The following is a 19,986-nucleotide window of genomic DNA, read 5'->3' on the forward strand; positions in this document are numbered from 1 at the left end:
TTCATTCGTTGAGAAACCTCAAAAGTTCTGCAAGTACTGAGGCCTCTGAACGCTCCAAAGTTTTCCTGATTTCGTCACAACCGCCTTTTGCAGACACCACCTTGCCCTTCAACATTTCCCCTTCAGGAGTACATATATCCAGACTCACAACATAACTCCCGCCCTCTACTTGCTCACCTTCAAAAACAAGCTCAATTTCCTCGGGGAAAACCGTAACATATACAGAGAACTTGTCACCCGCATAATCGTAATGACCACAGTTTCTACTTAATACACCGCCCTGTTCTCTCGACGCCTGTCCATAAATCCTGTCTAAAAATTCCTGAAGTAGATCAACGCATTTTTGTTTTTCAGTCATTACTTCACCCCTTTGCGGCTTATTGATTTCAACACACCGTCAGTCAGGGCGTGATTGGATTCTGCTCCACGGGTATTTGCCCATGCTTTCAGTTTTGAATCATCAGGATCGTCAGATGGACGAATAGTCACATGCCCGCTCTCTTTGTCATTAATTACATCAAAACCACAAGAGCAAAGCGCTTCAACATCGAGCTCAACATATTTTCCAGGCCCCATATTGTCCACTGACATATCGGCTGACAAACCCGGAGCGTTACTTCCTTTACGAACATCATCCTTGTTCGGACGCGGTGTCATGCTGCTCGCCGTACCGGATCCACCTCTAAACACACTGCCCGTCGTCAAGGTCTTAGGTTTGAAGCGATTGAGTCCCAAAGGGTCAATCCAGCTCACTGGGTTAGAAGCATATTGATAGAGGTTTATGCCTCCAAAATAACTGATCGGGTCATGCGAAATAAACCGACCGATCTTCGGATCATAGTACCGATACCTGTTGTAATGCAGCCCCGTCTCATGATCGTGATACTGCCCCTGAAACCTGATCGGGTTCGTCACGCCATGCTGGCGCGCCCAGTCCGAATGCTGCTCCGTCACCTGCCCCCACGCCTTGTACTGCGCGGTCCAGGCCATTTTGCCTTGTGAATCCGTCAGTTCCTGCGGTGTTCCCAGGTGATCGCACTGGTACCAAGCCAGCGCATCAAACGGCAATGCCGTTGCCTTGTGATTCCACACCGGGTCTTCATCGAGCCTGTATTCACCACTGTAATCCGGCAGCCCCATCAGATTGATCGGCGCATGCCGTACAGCCTGTGCAACAGGTACAAAAGTCCCCGGCTCGAAGACGTAGTGCACCGTGCGACCCGGCTCGCCATCGCCCTGCGCCAGACTGCTTTCCCACGCGAGGTTGTCGCCGTCCCATCCGTAAAGCGTAAAACCGCAGCCCAGTTCACGCTGTTTGCGGGCGTGCTCGCTTCTATTCCAGAGGGAACCGGCTTCCGGACGCTGTTTATAGTGCGCGCGGGAGTTTTTGTGCAGGCGGCGTCCCAGTGCGTCGTAAGCGAAATCTACGCTCAGGCGCGGATCTTCGAAATGCACCAGTCGATCAAACAGGTCCCAACGCATATCGCTACGCTGACCGTTGTGCCAGCGCTGGATCTGATTACCGCGTTCGTCGTAGTCGTAGTGGGTGCCGGCGTATTCGCGCAGCAGGTTGTCGACCAGTTTGCTGCGCGGCGGCGTCAGATCCAGTGGACGACGGATTTCGGCAGTCTTGTCATCCAGCAGGTTACCGGCCGGGTCGAAGGCGAACGTTTCAACGCTTTGACGCGTCACGGCGCTGAGCAGTCGGCCGACGGGATCGTAACGATAGGCGAGCGGGCCGCGACGACTGTCGTTGATATCAGTCAGTTGGCCGGCAGCGTCGTATTTGTATTCGCGCTTGAGTAGAGTGCTTTTGTCATCGCTGCGCCCCAGCAGTTGCTCCTGCAAGCGACCGGCCGGGTCCCAGCTTTGGGTTTGCAGCAAATGGTTACCTTGATGACGGGCAACTTCGCGGTGCAGGTCGTCGCGTTCGTAACCGATCAGCTCATGCTCGTCCAGGCGCATGCCCAGCAGGTGGCCGCTGCCGTAAGTGAGCCAACTGACGCGGTGTCCGTCCGGGCGAACGGTGGCAACACGCTGGTTGAGCACGTCGTACTCGTGCTGCCAGATCGCGACGGTTGGCTTTTCCAGTCCGAGGTAATGTTGGTGTTCGCGCAGCAGATTGCCGGCCGGGTCGTGGAACCATTGCAGGCGGCTGTCGGCGTTGTCGGCCAGCACCATGTTGCCGTTGCCGTCATAGGCAAAGATTTCGCTTTGCGATTGATCACCCAGGGTGGCGCGACGCTCGGTCAAGCGGCCCATCGGGTCGAAGCTCACCGAGATGACGCGTTTGCCATTGATCGATTGGGCAAGGCGACCCGTTTGAGCATCGTATTGATAGCGCGTGGCGCGGCCGTCGAAGCCGCGTTCTTCCAACAGGCGTCCGACCGGGTCGTAGTGGAAGTGTGCGCGTTGTTCGTTTTCGTTTTCCAGGGCGGTTAACCGTCCGAGGCGGTCCCAGCGATAGCGCAGGGTTTGCTCGGCGGCATCGACACGTTCGGCAATCAAACCGGCCGCGCTATAGCTCCAGGTGGTGCAGCGATCGAGACCGTCGACATGTGTCAACAGCCGGCCTTCGGCGTCGCGTTCAAAGCGTTCTTCAGTCTTGTCCGGGTGCTTGATCAGTACCAGTTGGCCAGCCTTGTATTCGTATTCGGTGGCGTTACCGGCGGCGTCAGTGAAGCAAATCATCTGCCCCAGTTCGTTGTATTCCCAGGCGCTGGTCTTGCCTGAGCAGTCGACGTACTCGACCAGTTGCCCGGCGTCGTTGTAGTCCAACGTCTTTTCGTTGCCGTTGGCGTCCTTGATCGCGGTGGGCTGACCGGATTTGTTGTAGGCGTATTCGGTTTTGTTGCCCAGCGGATCGAGCGCTTCAACCAGGTTGCCTTGGTCGTCATAGGCGCGTTGCCACTGACCACCCTCGGCGTCGCTGATCTTGATCAGCATGTCCTGATCATCGTAGGCGTAATGCATCACCGTGTGATCGGCGCGGATGTGTTCGAGCAGGTTGCTGCGTTCATCGTAGCTGTAGCGATCCGTGCTGCCATCGGCATTCACGCGGCGCACGATGTTCTTGGCCTCGTCGCGGAAGAACCATTCCGAACGCTCATCCGCGTAACGGATGCGGTAGGTGTAGCCAAGGATGTCGTAGTAGTGCCAGGTCTCGTTGCCGAGCGCATCGGTGACGTAGGTGAGACGGATGTTTTCGTCCCACTCCAGGCGCGAGTCGAAGCTGCCGTCGTCCGCCCATTCGCGGATGGCTTTGGCCTTGGCGCCCGGACCGTCCCACTGCAGGTTCATGCCACGCCCGGTGCGGTCGGTGTAACGGGTGATCAGGTGATGCTGGAACTGATACGACCATGCTGCGCCGTTCTCGTCCTGCGCCTGAACCAGGTCGCCATAGGCGTCGTATTGGTACGCACAAAGTTGTCGCAACGGTTCGCCGTCAACGATCTGCCAGAGGCCGATAAACCGGCCGTGGTCGTCGATCATTGTGCCGAGGTGCAAGTGCACCTTGCTGGTGTCGTTTTCCTGATAGGTGATCAGGTCGGAGAGCACCGAGTGTTCGCCGTAGCGATGCTCGTAATGCAGCATGATCCCGGCGCCGTTGCGCAGCGAAATGTTGCTCAGCACAAAACGCTGGCCACGGCGGACGTAGGTTTCCTTGCGTTCGAAACCACGACACAACAGCAACTGCTCCTCGCCACTGCGAACCAGGGTGATGTTTTCAATGGCGTCGTAGTGAAACAGACCGACTTTGGGCAACGGATAGCTATGGTCGCGGCCATCGGCGTCGTAGAACGTCAGGCCATCGTCCACGCAGTCGAAACGTGTGGTGAACTCGCTGACCCAGCGAGCGCCGATTTCGCTCTGATCGTAGGCGTCGAGGCGTGAGTTGTAAGTGCGTGTCCATTCGATCGGGAATGGGCCGGGCAAGCTGAAATCGGTATGGCTGAGGCTTTCCGAACCCAAGGCGAAATTGATGCTGAAGTCCGTGGCACATTTGCAAGGGCCTTTCTTTGGATTGGGCGCGCCTTTCGCAGGTGCCTGTTGGCCGTGGGCGGCCAACTGCCCCTCAGATGCCGTACGCTTCGCCTGTCCGGTCTTCTCCGGATGGACGGCGGCGTTCTGGCCATGGGCATTGCGCTTGCGCCACAACGTCACGGCGCTGGAAAGAATCAGCAGCAACCAACCGATGGAGTTCTGAACGGACTCGTCGTCCAGCTTGCTCAACTGGGTGCGCAGCTCCGGACCCATCGCCCGCAGTTTCGCGGTTTCCGTGGCAACCCGCTTCTTCACCTCATCGGGCAGCAGGTGATCGGCCGCACTGTTGGCCAAGCCTTTGCCTGCGGCCTTATAAGCGCTGCACGCGGCGCCGAAGATGTTTCCGAACGATGCAAGGGGATCATTCTTGAATTGATCGACCGCCGCACTCGCTTGTGCGCCAGCCGCGTTTAGGTCGCCCTTGGCATCAAGCTTGCCATTGGCCACCGTCTCGAGGCCTTTGGCAATCTCGTTGACGACGTCTTCGCCCAGCTTGCCAGCGTCCGCCAAAATGCCCGGCAGCTTGCCTTTGGCCTGTTCAACAAAATCATCCAGCGTGCCGATAATCGAGGCGTTCAGGTGACCTACCAGCACCTCGATCACGGAGGTGCTGAGCAACAACTTGCTGCTGGCCCTCATCTCCTGACGCACCAGAAACAGCGTCGGGCGCAGGGTCATTCGGGCTGCCGCCATCGCCGGTGGCAACGGCAAAACACCGATCAGGTTGATGCCCAGACTGGCCCAGGCGAGCAGATCACGCTTCTGCGCATTCGACAACGTGACGATGTCACCCAGCGCATCGACCAGTGCCATGATGTTGCCCACCACGGGTAAGGCGCCGGCGACGTTCTTGATCCGATCTAGGGTGACCACGCCGCCACTGGCCGATTGCAGCCAGGCATCGAAAGTCGCCGCACCGCTGGCGACGTCCTGAATGTCGATGGCATTCAGGGGAACGATGGCAACCTGAGGTTCACGTTTTACAGCAGCATTTTCAGTGGTCATGACAGCATCTCACCCGCCAGCAGGCCCGGGGTTTTCAAGGAAGTTTTTGGAAGCGTCGGCGCCGGCAGACTCGGCAACTTGCCCGCCTTGCTCGCCGCCCCGAGCAGCCCGGAAGCACTCGGCATCGCCGCACTCGCCAGTTTCGGCAGCCCGGCCGCTCCGCCCTGCATCACGCCCTTTACCTGCTGCGCCGTTTGCATCGCGCCTTGTGCGGTCTGCATCGCCCCCATCCCTGTCTGTGCCAATTCCTTGCCCTTCTCCAACAGATCCCAGTTCTTGCTCGGCAGCGCCTGCGCCACCATCGCCTGCACCTGACTCGGCACGTCCTCAGCGCCCGGTGGATTCAACGGCCATTCCGGTTTGCCGATGTAGCTGCCTTCGCTCCAAGTGTCCGCCGGATCCTTGCCGAACAGCACGCGCGCCGGCCCCGGTGCGGCGCCGGCAACACTGGCGAAACCCTTCGCATCGAGCTTGCCCTTGATGCTTTTGCCCAGCGCATCGATGACTTCGTAATCGCCTTCCTTGATGCCTTGGCGCCCGGCGTACTGGTTGAATAATTCGAGGTTGCCCTTGCCCGGTTTCGGCGGTTCCGGGAACACGCCGGCCAAGCTCTTGGCGCCGGTGTAGGCGAAGTTCGCCGCGTGGGCGGTGTACGGGCCGCTGGTGGCGTGGGTGATGCCGCCGGCGTTGTAGGTCGTGGCGCTGCCGCCGCCCTGGATCACCAGTTCGGTCTTGGCGGTGATGGTGATGCGGTCGGCGTTGGCGGTGATGTTGAGCTTGGCCAGCAGGTTGATGCTGTCCTTGAGTGCCTTGACGTCGATGTCGCCGGAGGCCGCCACCAGCCGCCAGCCCATGCTCTGCACGAACAGGCGCATGCCACGGCTGGCACTGGCCAGCAGGCGTTTGCCGATGGAAAAACTGGTGTGCCCGGTGCTGCTCAGCGCCAGGTGTTCGCCGGTGGCGATGTGGCTGGAGCGCGGTGTGGTCAGGGCGATACCGGCCGGACTGGCGAGCACCAGATGCGGCTCGGTGAACTCGGGGAATTCGTTGGCGGTGAGGTTTGCCGGACCCGAGCCGAGTACGCCTTGATGCTGCGCGTGCAAGGCCTTGGCCACGTCGTCCTGGTCGCCCGCTTCCTGGGCTTGCAGCTCTTTGGCCTGCGTGGCGAAACCATCCTGTTGATCGCTGGCCGTGGCCAGGCGTTCGGCGGTTTCCGGCAGGTCCTTGTGGTGCTTCGATTCGTTCGGGCGCGGCTCGGTGGTGATCAGCAGGCCGGCACCGGCGCGCACGGCGCCGTGGCGGTCGGTGCGCAACTCGAAACCTTCGCCGCGCGGCTGGCCGCCGCTTGGGCGCGGGTGGGTCAGGTAACCAAGGTTGATCGCACTCGCGCCGTGGTCACTGCGCAGCGCGATGCTGATCTCGCTGGTGGTGTCGTCGATGCGCAGTTCGTTGGCGCGGCTGCCCTTGTATTCCTTGCTCTTGACCGTGGCCAGGGTCTTGAAGTCCGGCAGTTTGTACGGCGGCAGGTTGGCGCCGTGGTACAGGCAACCGGTGATCAGCGGCTGGTCGGGATCGCCTTCGAGGAAGGTGATCAGCACTTCCATGCCGACCCGCGGAATGTTGATCGAGCCAAAGGTTTCAGCCGCCCAGCTGGAGGCCACGCGCATCCAGCAGGTGGTCTTGTCGTCGTGCTGGCCTTCGCGGTCCCAGAAGAACTGCACCTTCACCCGGCCGTACTGGTCGCAGAAGATTTCTTCGCCTTCGGGGCCGGTGACCACGGCGCTTTGCGAACCGAGGACTTTGGGTTTCGGGTGGTCCAGCGGCGGACGGTACGGCACGTCCCAGGGGATGGCGTTGAAGCGGTTGCGATAGCCCTGATGGAAATCGTCTTTGTTGTCGGTGGTGTCGCTGGTCACCGACTCTTCCAGCACCTGCGGCTGTTTGCCTTCGTGGAAGATGTCCGTAAGCAGCCACAGGTCGTTCCACGTCGGGTTGGCGTGGTCGGTCAGGGCCAGAAAATGCCCGGTGACCAGAATCGGTTGGTCGCTGTTGCCCTCGGCCAGCCGATAGTCGCTGCGGTGGCGTTCGAGGTTGCGGTTGGCCAGATGCTTGCCGCGCTCGCGGTCCACGAAACGCCCCGGGTAATCGTAGTCTTCCAGGTCCGGTTGGGCGCTGCTCTTGGCGTCGCTTTCCAGCTCGATCTTCGGTTTGACGAAGTCATAATCGCGCCGCGTAGTGCGGCTGGTGCGGGTCGCCAGGCGCAGGCCGAAACGCTTGACCACCGGTTTGTCCGCCACCAGCCCGGAGTCCTGCTGATAGGCCACGGGCGCCAGTTTCGGGAACACCGTCTGGTCATCGCCGAAGGTCAGTTTGTGGCCGCTGGCGGTGTGCTGGAAGTGGTAGTGAATCCCCTCCTCTTCGCACAGGCGCTGGACGAAATGCAGGTCACTTTCGTCGTACTGCGTGCAGTAGACGCGCTCGGGATAGATCGCGCTCAGCTGGAAGTGGTAGTCGCTGGCGAGGATGCCGTGTTCTTCCAGCACCTGGCTGATGATCTGCTGCACGGTCATCTGCTGGAAAATGCGCTGGTTGAAACGGTGCGCGAGGTACGAAAGCTGCGGGCGCAGCGAGATCTTGTAGCGGGTCAGGCGCTTGCCCGCCTCGCCCTGAGCGATGCTGTAGATCAGCCCGTGAATGCCGGTGCCGCTCGGCGACAGCTGAAGAAACGCCAGTTTGTGCAGCAGACTTTCGAGGTTGATCGAGGCCTTTTCGCTGACCAGTTCCAGCTCGAATTCGAAGGGCGTGTTGAGGGCCTCCCGACCGGTGAACGACAGCACCTGGAAATCGCTGTCCGCGCCATCGATGGTCAGGTTGAAATGAGCCTGGTTGGCCGGTGAGAACATTCCCTTGTCCCTCGTGCTGTGCTGCTGCGCACGCCAGATCGATAAGAATCTGACGCTGAAAATTCTTTGAGTAGTGAAGGTGCCTCGACCGGCGAAACCGGCCGAGGCGGTACAACCATCAGTCGTAATTAAACGACTGGAGCACGCCAGTCATCGGAACCCGAAGTACCGGATACTTCGTGGGTCCAGGTGATTTTGCGGTAGGTGAACTGCACTTCTTCCAGGTGGGTGAAGTGCGCGTTGCCTGGATCCTGGCAGTTGTGCATTTTGTTGTTGATGGCGACGATGATCGCGTCTTCCAGTTTGGTGGTGTAGTAGTGCTCTTGGGTGCCTTGCGCCGAAGTGCGGTACCACTGGATAACGATTTCGCTCATGCGCTCGCCGGAGGTCAGAGCCGCTTGCAGCAGAGGCGAAGCCTTGTCGTAGACCTTGGTGATCACAACTGGCTTGTGAACGCGCTGACCGGTTGGCTGACCGGATTGCGGGTCACGCGGGATGATCACGTCGTGGGTGAAAGCCTGAACCATGACCTGGTCTTCGTGGCCTTCCTGGTAGGTGTTGCCAACGGAGTCGGCGGTGAAGGCGCCGGCAGTGATCAGGCCTTGTTTTTCGCCGGTAACCGACATGTACGCTGGTGTTGCCATGGGGTGTGCTCCTTGCTGAATCGTTGGGTGCGCCGATAGGTGATATCACCCAAGAGGCGGCCAATGGCCATCAATTAGCATGCCAACTTTTTCAAACCCTTATAAACCGGGGGCTTGGTAAGTTTTCTTCGCAGATTCGGCGAAAATTCCCACTGAATTCGTCGAAAAGTGCGCAAGAAGTTGCGCAGTACTGCGCAACTTCTTGCGCACTTGGCTGCAGACCTTGATCGGCAAGGCCTGTAGCGGTTTTGAACCTGGTTTTATTACGGACAACTGCGCAACTTCTTGCGCAGTTGCGAAACGCCCGTTCAATACATCGGAGCAACAGAACCTCGCCATAAACGCCTCAACGGGCCGACACCCTCATATGGAACCCATGGGCTATCCTGCTGCCCACTTAAAGGTATCGACCGTTTCAGATAGGAGGTTTGAATGCGTACCCTCGAATTGGCTGGCGTGCAGGTTCCGGTGATTGGCCAGGGCACCTGGCGCATGGGCGAAGACCGCTCGGCGCACACGCGTGAAGTCGCGGCCCTGCGCAGTGGCATCGAACTGGGCATGACCCTGATCGACACCGCCGAAATGTACGCCGAGGGCGGTGCCGAAACCGTGGTCGGTGAAGCCATCGCCGGCCTGCGCGATCAAGTGTTCCTGGTGAGCAAGGTCTACCCGCACAACGCCAGTCGCAAAGGCATTCCCCAGGCTTGCGAACGCAGTCTGCGTCGGCTCGACACCGATTACATCGACCTCTATCTGCTGCATTGGCGCGGCCAGTATCCGCTGGAAGAAACCGTCGAGGCTTTCGAGCGTTTGCGCGAGGACGGCAAGATCGGCCGCTGGGGCGTGTCGAACTTCGACGTCGGCGATCTTGAAGAACTGTCGAATTCGGCCTGCGCGACCAATCAGGTGCTGTACAACCTGGAAGAGCGCGGCATCGAATTCGATCTTTTGCCGTGGTGTCAGCAACAGCGCATGCCACTGATGGCGTACTGCCCGATCGGCCAGGGCGGCGCGATGCTCGCGGAAACCGTGCTGAAACAGATTGCCGTTCGTCACGGCGTGACCCCGGCACAGGTTTCGCTGGCGTGGATTCTGCGTCAGGATGGGGTGATTGCGATTCCCAAGGCAGTGCGTCCGGAACATGTGCAGCTCAATGCACAAGCGGCGCAGCTACAGCTCGATGCCGGGGATCTGGCGGCGCTGGACCAGGCGTTTCACGCGCCACAACGCAAGCAGCGGCTGGCCATGGTCTGAGCCACCGCCGACGGGCAGAGGGCTTCGCCATGAGAAGCACTGATCAGTACGACCCGTTCAACCTGCAACGATTTGTCCTGGCCCAGGACCCGGTGTTCGAACGGGTGCAACGCGAACTCGACGAGGGCCGCAAGCGCAGCCACTGGATGTGGTTTGTGTTTCCGCAGTTCGCCGGGCTCGGGGGCAGCGAGATGTCCCGGCGCTTTGCCATCGGCTCGGCCGGGGAAGCCAAGGCTTATCTGGCCCATGAGCTGCTCGGCGCCCGGCTGCGCACGTGCGCGCAACTGGTGCTGAACGTGCAGCAGCGTTCGATTGCCGAGATTTTCGGCCACCCGGACGATCTGAAATTCCACTCATCGATGACTCTGTTCGCCCAGTTCGCCGACGAAAACAGCCTCTGGCATCAAGCGCTGGAGCGTTATTTCCACGGCATTCAGGACGAATGGACCCTGCAACTGCTGGACTCAAAACAGGCCCAGTTGCCCCCCGATCAGGGTTGAGAAATCGTCGTCGACAAACGGCAGGATCGCATCCGCCACCGGTTGCAGCTGGCGGGTGATGTAGTGGTCGTAGTCGATGGCCGCGCGACGCACCTCCAGCGGTTCAGGGCCGGCCAGGGTGATCACGTAGCTGATCCAGCCGCCGTTCTGGTATTGCCGCGGGCGACCGTGCTGCGCGTTGTAGTCGTCGGCCAGCCGTGCGGCGCGCACGTGGGGCGGCACGTTGCGTTCGTAATCGTCGAGGGTTCGGCGAAGACGCTTGCGGTAGACCAGTCGCTCGTCGAACTCGCCGGCCAGGGTCTTGCGCACGTATTCACGCACGTAATCCTGATACGGCTTGCGCTGGAAGATCCGCTCGTACAACTCCTGCTGAAATTGCCGGGCCAGCAGCGACCAGTCGGTGCGCACGGTTTCCAGGCCTTTGTAGACCATTTCTTCTGTGCCGTCGGCGCGGGTCACCAGGCCGGCATAGCGCTTTTTGCTGCCCTCCTCGGCACCACGAATAGTCGGCATCAGGAAGCGTTTGTAGTGGGTTTCGAACTGCAATTCGAGGGCGCTTTCCAGCCCGTACTGCTCACGCACATGCTCGCGCCACCAGTCGTTGACGTACTGCACCAGCGCCCGGCCGATGGTCGCCGCTTCTTCCTGACCGTGGGGGCGACGCAGCCAGACGAACGTCGAGTCGGTGTCGCCATAGATCACCGCATGCCCCTGAGCCTCGATCAACTGCCGGGTGCGCAGCATGATTTCGTGGCCGCGCAGGGTGATCGATGACGCCAGCCGCGTATCGAAAAACCGGCAACCGCTGGAACCCAGCACGCCGTAAAAGGCGTTCATGATGATCTTCAGCGCCTGGGACAGCGGCGCGTTGTGTTCACGCTTGGCGGTCTCGCGGCCCTCGGCGACCCGGGCGACGATGGACGGCAGGCAATGACGGGTACGGGAGAAACGCGCGCCGCGAAAACCCGGCACCGAATCGCTGTCGTCAGGATGCTGCAAGCCTTCGATCAACCCCACCGGATCAATCAGGAATGTGCGAATGATCGACGGATAGAGACTCTTGTAGTCGAGCACCAGCACCGATTCGTACAGCCCCGGTTGCGAGTCCATGACAAATCCGCCGGGGCTCGCCTGCGGAGGATTGGTGCCAAGGTTCGGCGCCACAAAACCCTGGCGGTGCATCAACGGCATGTACAGATGGGTGAACGCCGCCACCGAGCCGCCGCTGCGATCCGCCGGCAAACCGGTGACGCTGGCGCGCTCCAGCAAAAATTTCAGCAGCTCGGTCTTGGCGAAGATCCGCGTGACCAGTTCGCAGTCCTTGAGGTTGTACTTGGCCAGCGCCGGTTTGTCCTCGGCGAACATCCGGTTGATTTCGTCCATGCGCTGGTACGGGTTGTCGATCGACTTGCCTTCGCCGAGCAGGGTCTGGGCGACGTTTTCCAGACTGAACGAGGGGAAACTCCAGGTCGCCGAACGCAGGGATTCGATGCCATCGATGATCAGCCGCCCCGCCGCTGCCGCGAAGTAATGAGTGCGGCTGCCGTGTTCGCGCCACTGCATTTCTTCACCGCCGCGCCCGAGCTTGAGCGGCACGCCAAGGCGTCGGGCGTGTTCGTGGAGAATGCGCAGGTCGAACTGCACGAGGTTCCAGCCGATGATTGCGTCAGGGTCGTGGTAGGCGAACCAGTCGTTGAGTTTCTTCAGGATCAATGTGCGCGATTCGCAGTACTCAAGGTCGAAGTCGACAATGCTGTCATCGCCATTCGGCGCGCCCAGCATGTACACCTGCCGTTCGCCGCAGCCTTCCAGCGCGATGGAATACAGCTCGCCCTGCTCGGTGGTTTCGATATCCAGCGAAACCAGCCGCAGTGTCGGGCGATAGTCGGGCGAAGGCTTGAGGTGGGCGTCGAGCAGCACACCGTCGGCATCGGGTGTGCCGCTGAACCACACCGGCGCGGTGATGAAACGCTCCATCAGGTAACGCTCGGGCGGTCGCACATCAGCTTCGAAGACATCGACACTGTGACGGTTGAGCGCCGTTTCCAGGCGCATCAACTGGCCGTGTTGCTGGCAATACAGCCCGAGCACCGGGCGATGCTCGAAATCCTGCAGGGCCAGAGGGCGCAGTTCGACGTTCTTTTCGTCCGCCAGCACCCGCTCGGCCTGCTCAAGCTGCGCCGCCGGGATGAACGCCACCGACGGCTGATGCGGCAGGCGAACACGGCGCGGCCCGGCGTCGGTCGCCAGCCAGAACTCGACTTCGGTGCCGGCCGGGGTGTCGCGCCAATGCCGGGTCAGGACGAAGCCCTGCTGTAAATCCACCACTGCGACCTCAAGAATTGATTCAGATAGGCATTCTACGCGGCATTGCAGCAACCGGTGGCACAGGCCTCGCAATGAAAAAACCCGTCAAATGACGTTTTTTGCGTGTTATCTGCCGTTTTGCGGCCTTGCTCTGCGCGCCACGGTCTACGATGCTTGGAGAACAACGACAACACCTGAGTAACCACCATGAAAACCGTCGCCCAGCTGCTCAAGCTCAAAGATCAGAAAAATCAGGAAGTGCACCAGATCAAACCCGATCACATGGTGCTCGAAGCGCTGATGAAGATGGCCGAGAAAAACGTCGGCGCCTTGCTCGTGGTGGAGGACGATAAAGTGGTGGGCATCATCAGCGAACGCGATTACGCGCGCAAACTGGTGCTGCACGGGCGCTCCTCGGTAGGCACGCCGGTACGCGACATCATGGTCGCAAACGTGATCACGGTGGACACCCACCAGACCGTCGACACTTGCCTGAGCATCATGTCCGACAAACGCCTGCGCCACTTGCCGGTGGTGGAAAACGGCAAGCTGCTGGGCCTGCTGTCGATCGGCGACCTGGTCAAGGAAGCGATTGCCGAACAGGCCGAGCTGATCAAACAGCTGGAGCAGTACATTCGCGGGGAGTGATCGGCCGAAGTCTCAAGAAGGCCAATGTCGCGCAAAGACCGGCGCCAGTACCGGGTGCCGGTCAATGCGTTGCAGCCATGCATAAAACCCCGGCCGGGCCTGGCGCAGGTGTTCGCGGGTGCCGGCCCAGCGCGTCACTACTGCCGCCAATACATCCAGTGCTCCCGGTGTTTCATCGTCCAGGTACAGCTCGGCGGAAAACTGGTCGGCGAACACTTCCCACATCCAGTGCAATCGCTCCCGCGCGCCCGCCATCAGGTTCTGTCGCGATGCTTCATCCGGCATCACCAGCCAACGCTCGGGGTAATCGATGACACCGATGGCCACGTAGCAATTGTTGACGATGTACACCAGACCGCGAATCGCCTGATCACGATCCGCCGCGTTGGCCGGCAACAGGCCCGACGCAGGGAAGCTCAACCCCAGGTGAATCAGGATTGCCGCGCTTTCAGTGAGCGCACTGCCATCGGGTAGTTGCAAAGTCGGAATCTGCTTGAGCGGATTGAGCCTGGCCAGTTCCTGCGCCGCTTCGGCGCTGGCTTCGATGTCGATGAAGCGATAAGCGATCTGGCACAGCTCGAGCGCCGCTTCGATGGCCGCCGCCCCTGAATTGCGATGTCCGTAGAGCTGATACATATCCCCTCCTCCACTGCGAAAGGCATCCTGCCTGGCCCTATTTATAGCTGTTGTATCGAATTTGGCACGGATTGCGCATTCATCGGCAGCTTGCGAATCCCTGATCTCGCAAAACAGCGCTGGCGGTGCCCATCCCGCACCAAGAGCAATCAGCGAACGCTATCCGCGTTCTTGTAAGGTGCGATACCGAACCAAAAGTTCGCGTATCCGAGCTGGCAACAAGGAGTTCACCGCGTGAATCTTCATCTGCTGCGCCATTCTCTTCTCTCCGTACCCCTGTACCTGCGCGGTGTTCGTCCTCCGGACAGTCCGTACATTCCTTTTATTACCTGAACGCCAGCACTATTTATTTTTTAAATAGCATGCAAGAAGTCATTGCGTGCGCGCTGCATTAATGAACGCCAGAAAATATTGTTCGACAATAACTTCCAGACAGCACACCGCTACAACTTTTGCTGTTCGGCGCTAATGTTCTGAGTGCACCAAAACTGCACTTTCAGTCAATACACCGCTCAAGCGGAACGACCGACTCTACTTAAACAAGAACAAGGAACATCGCCTGTGACCCGCTAAAACACTGACCCGCACCAAATCAGTCCGCCACGCACCATCACGCGCCCTGGCTGACACGAGAACAGCCGCTCTATCTCGCTGAACAGCGCGATACCGCGCCCGGTCTGTCTCGCCTTGAAAAAAGCCCTGCAAACAGGGCCTTCGGAAGGTTATGCGCCCATGAAAACCGGCGTGCTTGATGAAACTTATATAAATGCGACATACGTATCAGTCGAGAAATAAACACAACACAATGGGTCACTCTTTGGCACAGCGGTTGCTATTGCATCAATCATGAGGGCAAGAATGAGACAAGCCACTCAATTGCACACTCACTCATAAAAGAACAGCCACGGACCGGGTCAATGAACAATCGAAGTCGATGTTACTGAAGCAATAAGCTGCACAAGCCCTGTTCAATAGATAGTTCAACTATCGGCTTCTGCACACCTGTATGAAAGTTGCGACCACTCACTCGAACAACGCTGTGTTGTTCGAACGGCACCTTATTGCCCTTCATCCAGCCGAGGGAGCTTTAATGAACGATGCGGTAAAGCACAGAACGCCGCCGGGGCCATTACGGAACGCACCACTTGCGTCGGTGGCGGGTCGGCCCGTCTATAAGGCCAACACTTCGCAGCCCGGCGGCCTGAACAAACAGCAGATGCTGTTGCTGGTGGCGGTGTCGGCATTGATACACGGCGGCGCCTGGTGGTTTTTCCAGCAGGCCAGGGCCGAGCCGTTGCCCACGCCACCGGAAATTCCGGAAATGACCGTCGAGCTCACCAGCCCGACACCTCCGGCCCCGCCGACACCGGAGCCGCCGCCCCCACCGCCGCCTCCTGAACCGGAACAACCGGTGGAAGACGAGGACGCGGTCAAGCCACCGCCCAAACCGGTGGAGAAACCCAAGCCGATCGAAAAACCGAAACCGGTCGAGAAACCCAAACCGGTGAAAAAGGCCGAGCCGCCGAAAGCGCCGCCCGCCCCTGCGCAACCGGCAGCGCCTGCCGCCCCGGCCACCCCGAGCGCGCCACCGGCACCTGCTGCCGCACCGGACCCGGTGAAAGAGTCGGCGGCGATTTCCGGCCTCGCCAGCCTTGGCAACCCGCCGCCGGAATACCCGTCGCTGGCCCTGCGGCGCAACTGGGAAGGCAGCGTGCTGCTGCGGATTCAGGTGCTGGCCAACGGTCGTGCAGGCTCGGTGACGGTGACCAGATCCAGCGGCAAGCCGCAACTGGATGACGCAGCAGTCGCGGCGGTGAGGGCCTGGAAGTTTATTCCGGCCAAGCGCGGCGACACGCCGATCGACGGCTTCGCCACCCAGACCATCGATTTCAAATTGCCGCAATGACGGCGCGACAACCGAACTCACAACCGATTAACGCAAGCGAGGTGTAGCCATGAACGATTCTTTGTCTTCGATGATTGTCCCCGGCGTGCTCTGGGGGCTGGTGCTGTTTTCCGTGGTCAGTTGGGCAATCCTGCTGGTCAAGTCGGCGCAATACCTGCGCCAGAAAACCCAGAACAGACAGTTCAGCAAAGCCTTCTGGGGCGCGCCGGATCTGCTGACCGCCGCCGAGCACGCCAGCCAGTACCCGGGCTCGCTGGCGCGGATCGCCAGCAGCGGTTTCGAAGCCCTGCTGGTGGAAGAATCCCCCCGCACCACCCAGCAACTGGCGCACACCATCAACCGCTCCGACCGACTGGAGCGCAACCTGCGCCAGCAGATCCAGAAGGAACGCCGCTCGCTGGAAAACGGCCAGGCGATCCTCGCCAGCATCGGCAGCACCGCGCCGTTCATTGGCCTGTTCGGTACCGTGTGGGGAATCATGGAAGCCCTGCAAAGCATCGGCGCCAGCGGTTCGGCCAGCCTGGAAACCGTGGCCGGCCCCATCGGCCACGCACTGATCGCCACCGGCGTGGGGATTGCCGTCGCGGTGCCGGCAGTGCTGATTTACAACTTCTTCCTGCGGCGCCTGAAGCTGGCCTCGGCGGACATGGATGACTTCGCCCACGACTTCGACGCCCTCGCCTCGCGCAGTGCGTTTTCCATCAGCCGCCAGGCCATCGCCAAGTCCACGGCCGCCGTGCGGGAGGCCAGCTGATGTCCTTTTCCACTCAAGACAGCGATGAAGTGCTCAGCGAAATGAACGTCACGCCGCTGGTGGACGTAATGCTCGTGCTGCTGGTGGTGTTCATCGTCACCGCGCCGCTGATGACTAATGCGATCAAGGTCAACCTGCCGAAAACCGACGCCGTCGCCCCCGCCGAAAAGAAAGACCCGGTGGTGGTCAGCGTCGACCAGGACGGCAAGTTCTTCCTGGCCAAGACCGAGCTGGCGCCGGAATCACTGGAGGCCAGCCTCAAGGAGGTCAAGGCCAAGGACGCCGAAGTGCGCGTGCAGCTGCAGGCCGACTCCGCCGTGAATTACGGCCAGGTAGCCAAAGCCATGGCGTCCATCGAGCGCTCGGGCATCACCAAAATATCGGTGATGACCACCCGTTGACGGCGGTGCCGGGCGCGCTGTGAGGGACGCGCCCGACACCGTTCGTTGAATCCCGTCGCAATCGGCCGACCGAAAAAACGCAGCGCGTCTTCGGAGGGGATCGGCTTGCTTGAAGAAAGTGGTTTTCGCGGCGCGGCACCACCGTGCTCCGTGCAAAGAGGGCTCACAAGGCCATTTCGATAAACGTCTAACAAAGTCGGAAACAACCATGCTGATGAACACTCCACGCTTCACGCTCAAACCCTTGGTGGCGACGATTTCCCGCCACCGTTTCGTTCCGTTGTACCTGGTGGCCGTGGGGATGGGCGCCGGGGTTCAGGCTGCCGAGGACGACAACAACGTCCCGGCCGCCGCTGCGGTGGTCGCGCCGACCACGCAACTGCAACGAGTCGAAGTGACCGGTTCGGCGATCCGTCGGGTCGACGCGGAAACGGCGGTGCCGATCACCGTGCTCAAGGCCGAGGAACTGCGCAAACAGGGCGTGACCACCACCGCCGAACTGGTGCAGCGCATCACCGGCAGCCAGTCGATCAACAACAGCGCAGGCTCGGTCGGCGCGGCCACCGGCGGCGCATCGTTCGCCGACATGCGCGGCATCGGCGCAAACAAGACGCTGGTGCTGCTCAACGGTCGCCGGCTGGCGAACAACGCCCTGTCGGGCACCAACTCGGCCGGCGGCGCGGTGGATCTGAACATGATCCCGTTTGCCGCGATCGAGCGCGTGGAGGTGCTGCGCGACGGCGCCTCGGCCCTGTACGGCACCGACGCCATCGGCGGCGTGATCAACTTCATCACCAAGAAATCCATGACCGACGGCCAGCTCACCCTCGGCGGCGAAACCCCGACCCACAGCGGCGGCGGTGCGACCAAGGACATGAGCGCCAGTTGGGGTTACGGCGACCTGGAGCAGGACCGCTTCAACGTGCTCGGCGTGTTCAACTACAACAAGCAGCAGAACCTCGACGCCAACGACCGCTCCTTCGCCCGCGACTACGTGCCCGGCCGTGGCCTGGACCAGACCTCCGGCACCGCGTTCCCCGGCAATTACAGCCAGAACGGCAATGCCACCAACCCGCTGGCCAACAGCAATTGCAACGGCCCCAACCTGGTGGCCCGTGACGGCCTCTGCCGCTTCAGCACCCGCGAATACATCGACCTGGTGCCGCAGACCGAGAAGACCTCGTTCTTCGGCAAGACCACCGGCAAACTGGCCGATGATCACAACGTCAACCTCGAATACTTCTGGTCGCGCAACAACAACGCCACCGCTGTCGGCCCGGCGCCATTGACCGGCCTGAGCCTGGATTCGTCCTCGCCCTACTACCCCGGCAACGGCATCACCCCGGCGCCCACCGGCTTCGCCCTCGACCCGACGCAACCGGTGGATGTGAACTGGCGCGAAACCGCCGCTGGTCCGCGCGAATCGAAAGACCAGAACACCAGTCAGCGCTTCCTGCTGAGCTTCGACGGTCTGGTTGGCGGCTGGGACTACAACGTCGGCGCCTCCTACAACCAGAACAAGATTGTCTCCAGCGTCACCAGCGGCTATGTCAGCGATCAGGCGATGATCAGCGGTCTGGCCAGCGGCCTGCTCAACCCGTTCGGGCCGCAGAGCAGCGCCGGTCAGCAGTACATCGATCAGGCCATGTACCACGGCGCCTATTCCACGGCGGTCGGTCGGGTCGCCGGTTTCGACGGGCGGATCAGCCGCGAAATCGGTGACTGGTTCGGTGCCGGCCCGTCGGGTTTGGCGCTGGGCGGCGAGTACCGCAAAGAGAAATTCCACCAGGACTTCGAGCCGTTCGCCGGCGACATCCAGAGCCTGGGCATCGACCCGGCCGGCAGCGTTGAAGGTGACCGCAGCGTGAAAGCCGCCTACGCGGAAATCAACGTGCCGGTGCTCGACAGCCTGGAATTGTCCGCCGCCGTACGTCACGACAAATACAGCGACTTCGGCAGCACCACCAACCCGAAATATTCGTTCCGCTATCAGCCGCTCAAGGAGCTGGTAGTACGCGGCGCCTACAGCGAAGGTTTCCGCGCGCCGTCGCTGTATGAGTTGTATTCGCCGCGTAGCATCACCTACACCCAGGGCTACTACAACGACCCGGTGCTGTGTACCGGCGGTGTCGTGCAACCGGGCGGCAACGGCGGGCGCGATTGCGGTCAGCAGTTCCTCAACCAGATCGGCGGCAACGAAGACCTGGCCCCGGAGAAAGCCCGCAACGTGACGCTGGGCTTCGTCTATCAGCCGGTCAGCAATCTGTCCGTGGGACTGGATTTCTGGTGGATTCACATCTCCAACCAGATCCAGCCGTTCCCGGAATCCACCGTGTTCGATCAGGCCGGCAGCTACCCCGACCGCTTCGTGCGCAACGCCGACGGCACGCTCAATTACATCGTCACCGGCAACGCCAACCTCGGCATCGTCGAAACCAACGGCGTCGATGTGTCGCTGGACTATCGCTTCCCGAACACGCCGTACGGTCAATTCGGTCTGGGCCTGCAAGGCACCTATGTCGACGAGTACGACTTTCAGAGCACCATCAAGGGCCCGTTCACCGACAAGGTCGGCGACTTCAAGGGCGACGGTGTGATTGCCCGCTGGAAACACAACCTGACCGGTTCCTGGACCTTCGGCGCGGCCCGTGCGGCGCTGACCAACCGCTTCACCACCGGCTACAACGACTACGACCGCGAGACCAACGCGCGGGTCGCGTCGTATTCGGTGTGGGACCTGTCGGCCGGTTACACCTTCGACAAGGTGCTGGACGTGGATGCCGGGGTGAAGAACCTGTTCGACCGCGATCCGCCGTTCTCCAACCAGGCCTACAACTTCCAGAGCGGCTATGACCCGCGCTACACCGATCCGCTGGGCCGCACGCTGTTTGCGCGCATGACGTACCACTTCTGAGTCACGGTCGGGGCCGAGCAAGACTCCGGCCGGCCCCCTCCCCTTGCGAATTCGCATCCCGCAGCGGCCA

General features: G+C 60.8%; 13 protein-coding genes. 7 read left to right on the forward strand and 6 right to left on the reverse strand.

Going from position 1 to position 19,986, the window contains the following annotated elements; all coding sequences use genetic code 11:
• Position 1 precedes the first annotated feature (1 nt).
• From IF199_RS19840 to IF199_RS19855, 4 genes are all read right to left on the reverse strand, one after another.
• Entirely contained in the window at positions 2 to 358 is a 357-nt protein-coding gene (locus tag IF199_RS19840; protein ID WP_192558493.1) for a hypothetical protein, read from the reverse strand.
• The gene (locus IF199_RS19845) at positions 358 to 5,049 is read right to left on the reverse strand and encodes an RHS repeat-associated core domain-containing protein (protein ID WP_244142407.1); all 4,692 of its coding nucleotides are present in this window, start codon (positions 5,047 to 5,049) and stop codon (positions 358 to 360) included. Before IF199_RS19845 ends, IF199_RS19840 begins: the two co-directional genes overlap by 1 nt.
• Positions 5,046 to 7,952 (reverse strand): type VI secretion system Vgr family protein, encoded by a 2,907-nt coding sequence (locus IF199_RS19850; protein ID WP_192558494.1) that lies wholly within the window; start codon positions 7,950 to 7,952, stop codon positions 5,046 to 5,048. Before IF199_RS19850 ends, IF199_RS19845 begins: the two co-directional genes overlap by 4 nt.
• Before the next feature lie 128 nt (positions 7,953 to 8,080).
• Positions 8,081 to 8,596, reverse strand: coding sequence for an Hcp family type VI secretion system effector (locus IF199_RS19855; RefSeq protein WP_007949952.1), 516 nt, complete (start codon positions 8,594 to 8,596; stop codon positions 8,081 to 8,083).
• A 432-nt stretch (positions 8,597 to 9,028) separates the two neighbouring features.
• Between IF199_RS19855 and IF199_RS19860 the strand changes: the two genes are divergently transcribed.
• Both IF199_RS19860 and IF199_RS19865 read left to right on the forward strand, forming a co-directional pair.
• Positions 9,029 to 9,850 carry an aldo/keto reductase gene (locus IF199_RS19860; RefSeq protein ID WP_096823053.1) on the forward strand — a complete coding sequence of 274 codons (822 nt, stop codon included), beginning with the start codon at positions 9,029 to 9,031 and terminating at the stop codon, positions 9,848 to 9,850.
• 29 nt (positions 9,851 to 9,879) lie between these two features.
• Positions 9,880 to 10,350, forward strand: a complete 471-nt coding sequence (locus tag IF199_RS19865) for a DUF1810 domain-containing protein (protein ID WP_096823054.1) — start codon at positions 9,880 to 9,882, stop codon at positions 10,348 to 10,350.
• Here IF199_RS19865 and IF199_RS19870 read toward each other — a convergent pair.
• Positions 10,315 to 12,675 (reverse strand): DNA polymerase II, encoded by a 2,361-nt coding sequence (locus tag IF199_RS19870; protein ID WP_192560985.1) that lies wholly within the window; start codon positions 12,673 to 12,675, stop codon positions 10,315 to 10,317. The two genes, IF199_RS19865 and IF199_RS19870, sit on opposite strands and share 36 nt — an antisense overlap.
• A 189-nt stretch (positions 12,676 to 12,864) precedes the next feature.
• Here IF199_RS19870 and IF199_RS19875 point away from each other — a divergent pair, with 189 nt between their 5' ends.
• Positions 12,865 to 13,305, forward strand: a complete 441-nt coding sequence (locus IF199_RS19875) for a CBS domain-containing protein (RefSeq protein WP_096823056.1) — start codon at positions 12,865 to 12,867, stop codon at positions 13,303 to 13,305.
• A gap of 12 nt (positions 13,306 to 13,317) precedes the next feature.
• Here IF199_RS19875 and IF199_RS19880 read toward each other — a convergent pair whose 3' ends face one another.
• Positions 13,318 to 13,941: a glutathione S-transferase N-terminal domain-containing protein gene (locus tag IF199_RS19880; RefSeq protein WP_192558495.1), complete on the reverse strand. Its 624-nt coding sequence runs from the start codon at positions 13,939 to 13,941 to the stop codon at positions 13,318 to 13,320.
• Between the two features lie 1,090 nt (positions 13,942 to 15,031).
• Between IF199_RS19880 and IF199_RS19885 the strand changes: the two genes are divergently transcribed.
• The 4 genes from IF199_RS19885 (at position 15,032) to IF199_RS19900 (ending at position 19,916) form a co-directional block, all read left to right on the forward strand.
• Positions 15,032 to 15,847, forward strand: coding sequence for a TonB family protein (locus tag IF199_RS19885; RefSeq protein WP_192558496.1), 816 nt, complete (start codon positions 15,032 to 15,034; stop codon positions 15,845 to 15,847).
• Between the two features lie 49 nt (positions 15,848 to 15,896).
• Positions 15,897 to 16,601, forward strand: coding sequence for a MotA/TolQ/ExbB proton channel family protein (locus IF199_RS19890; protein WP_007959058.1), 705 nt, complete (start codon positions 15,897 to 15,899; stop codon positions 16,599 to 16,601).
• Positions 16,601 to 17,002: an ExbD/TolR family protein gene (locus IF199_RS19895; RefSeq protein ID WP_007959059.1), complete on the forward strand. Its 402-nt coding sequence runs from the start codon at positions 16,601 to 16,603 to the stop codon at positions 17,000 to 17,002. Before IF199_RS19890 ends, IF199_RS19895 begins: the two co-directional genes overlap by 1 nt.
• A 208-nt stretch (positions 17,003 to 17,210) precedes the next feature.
• Positions 17,211 to 19,916: a TonB-dependent receptor gene (locus IF199_RS19900; protein ID WP_192558497.1), complete on the forward strand. Its 2,706-nt coding sequence runs from the start codon at positions 17,211 to 17,213 to the stop codon at positions 19,914 to 19,916.
• Positions 19,917 to 19,986: the final 70 nt, after the last annotated feature.

The organism is Pseudomonas allokribbensis (genome assembly GCF_014863605.1).
Classification (GTDB): Bacteria; Pseudomonadota; Gammaproteobacteria; order Pseudomonadales; family Pseudomonadaceae; genus Aquipseudomonas; species Aquipseudomonas allokribbensis.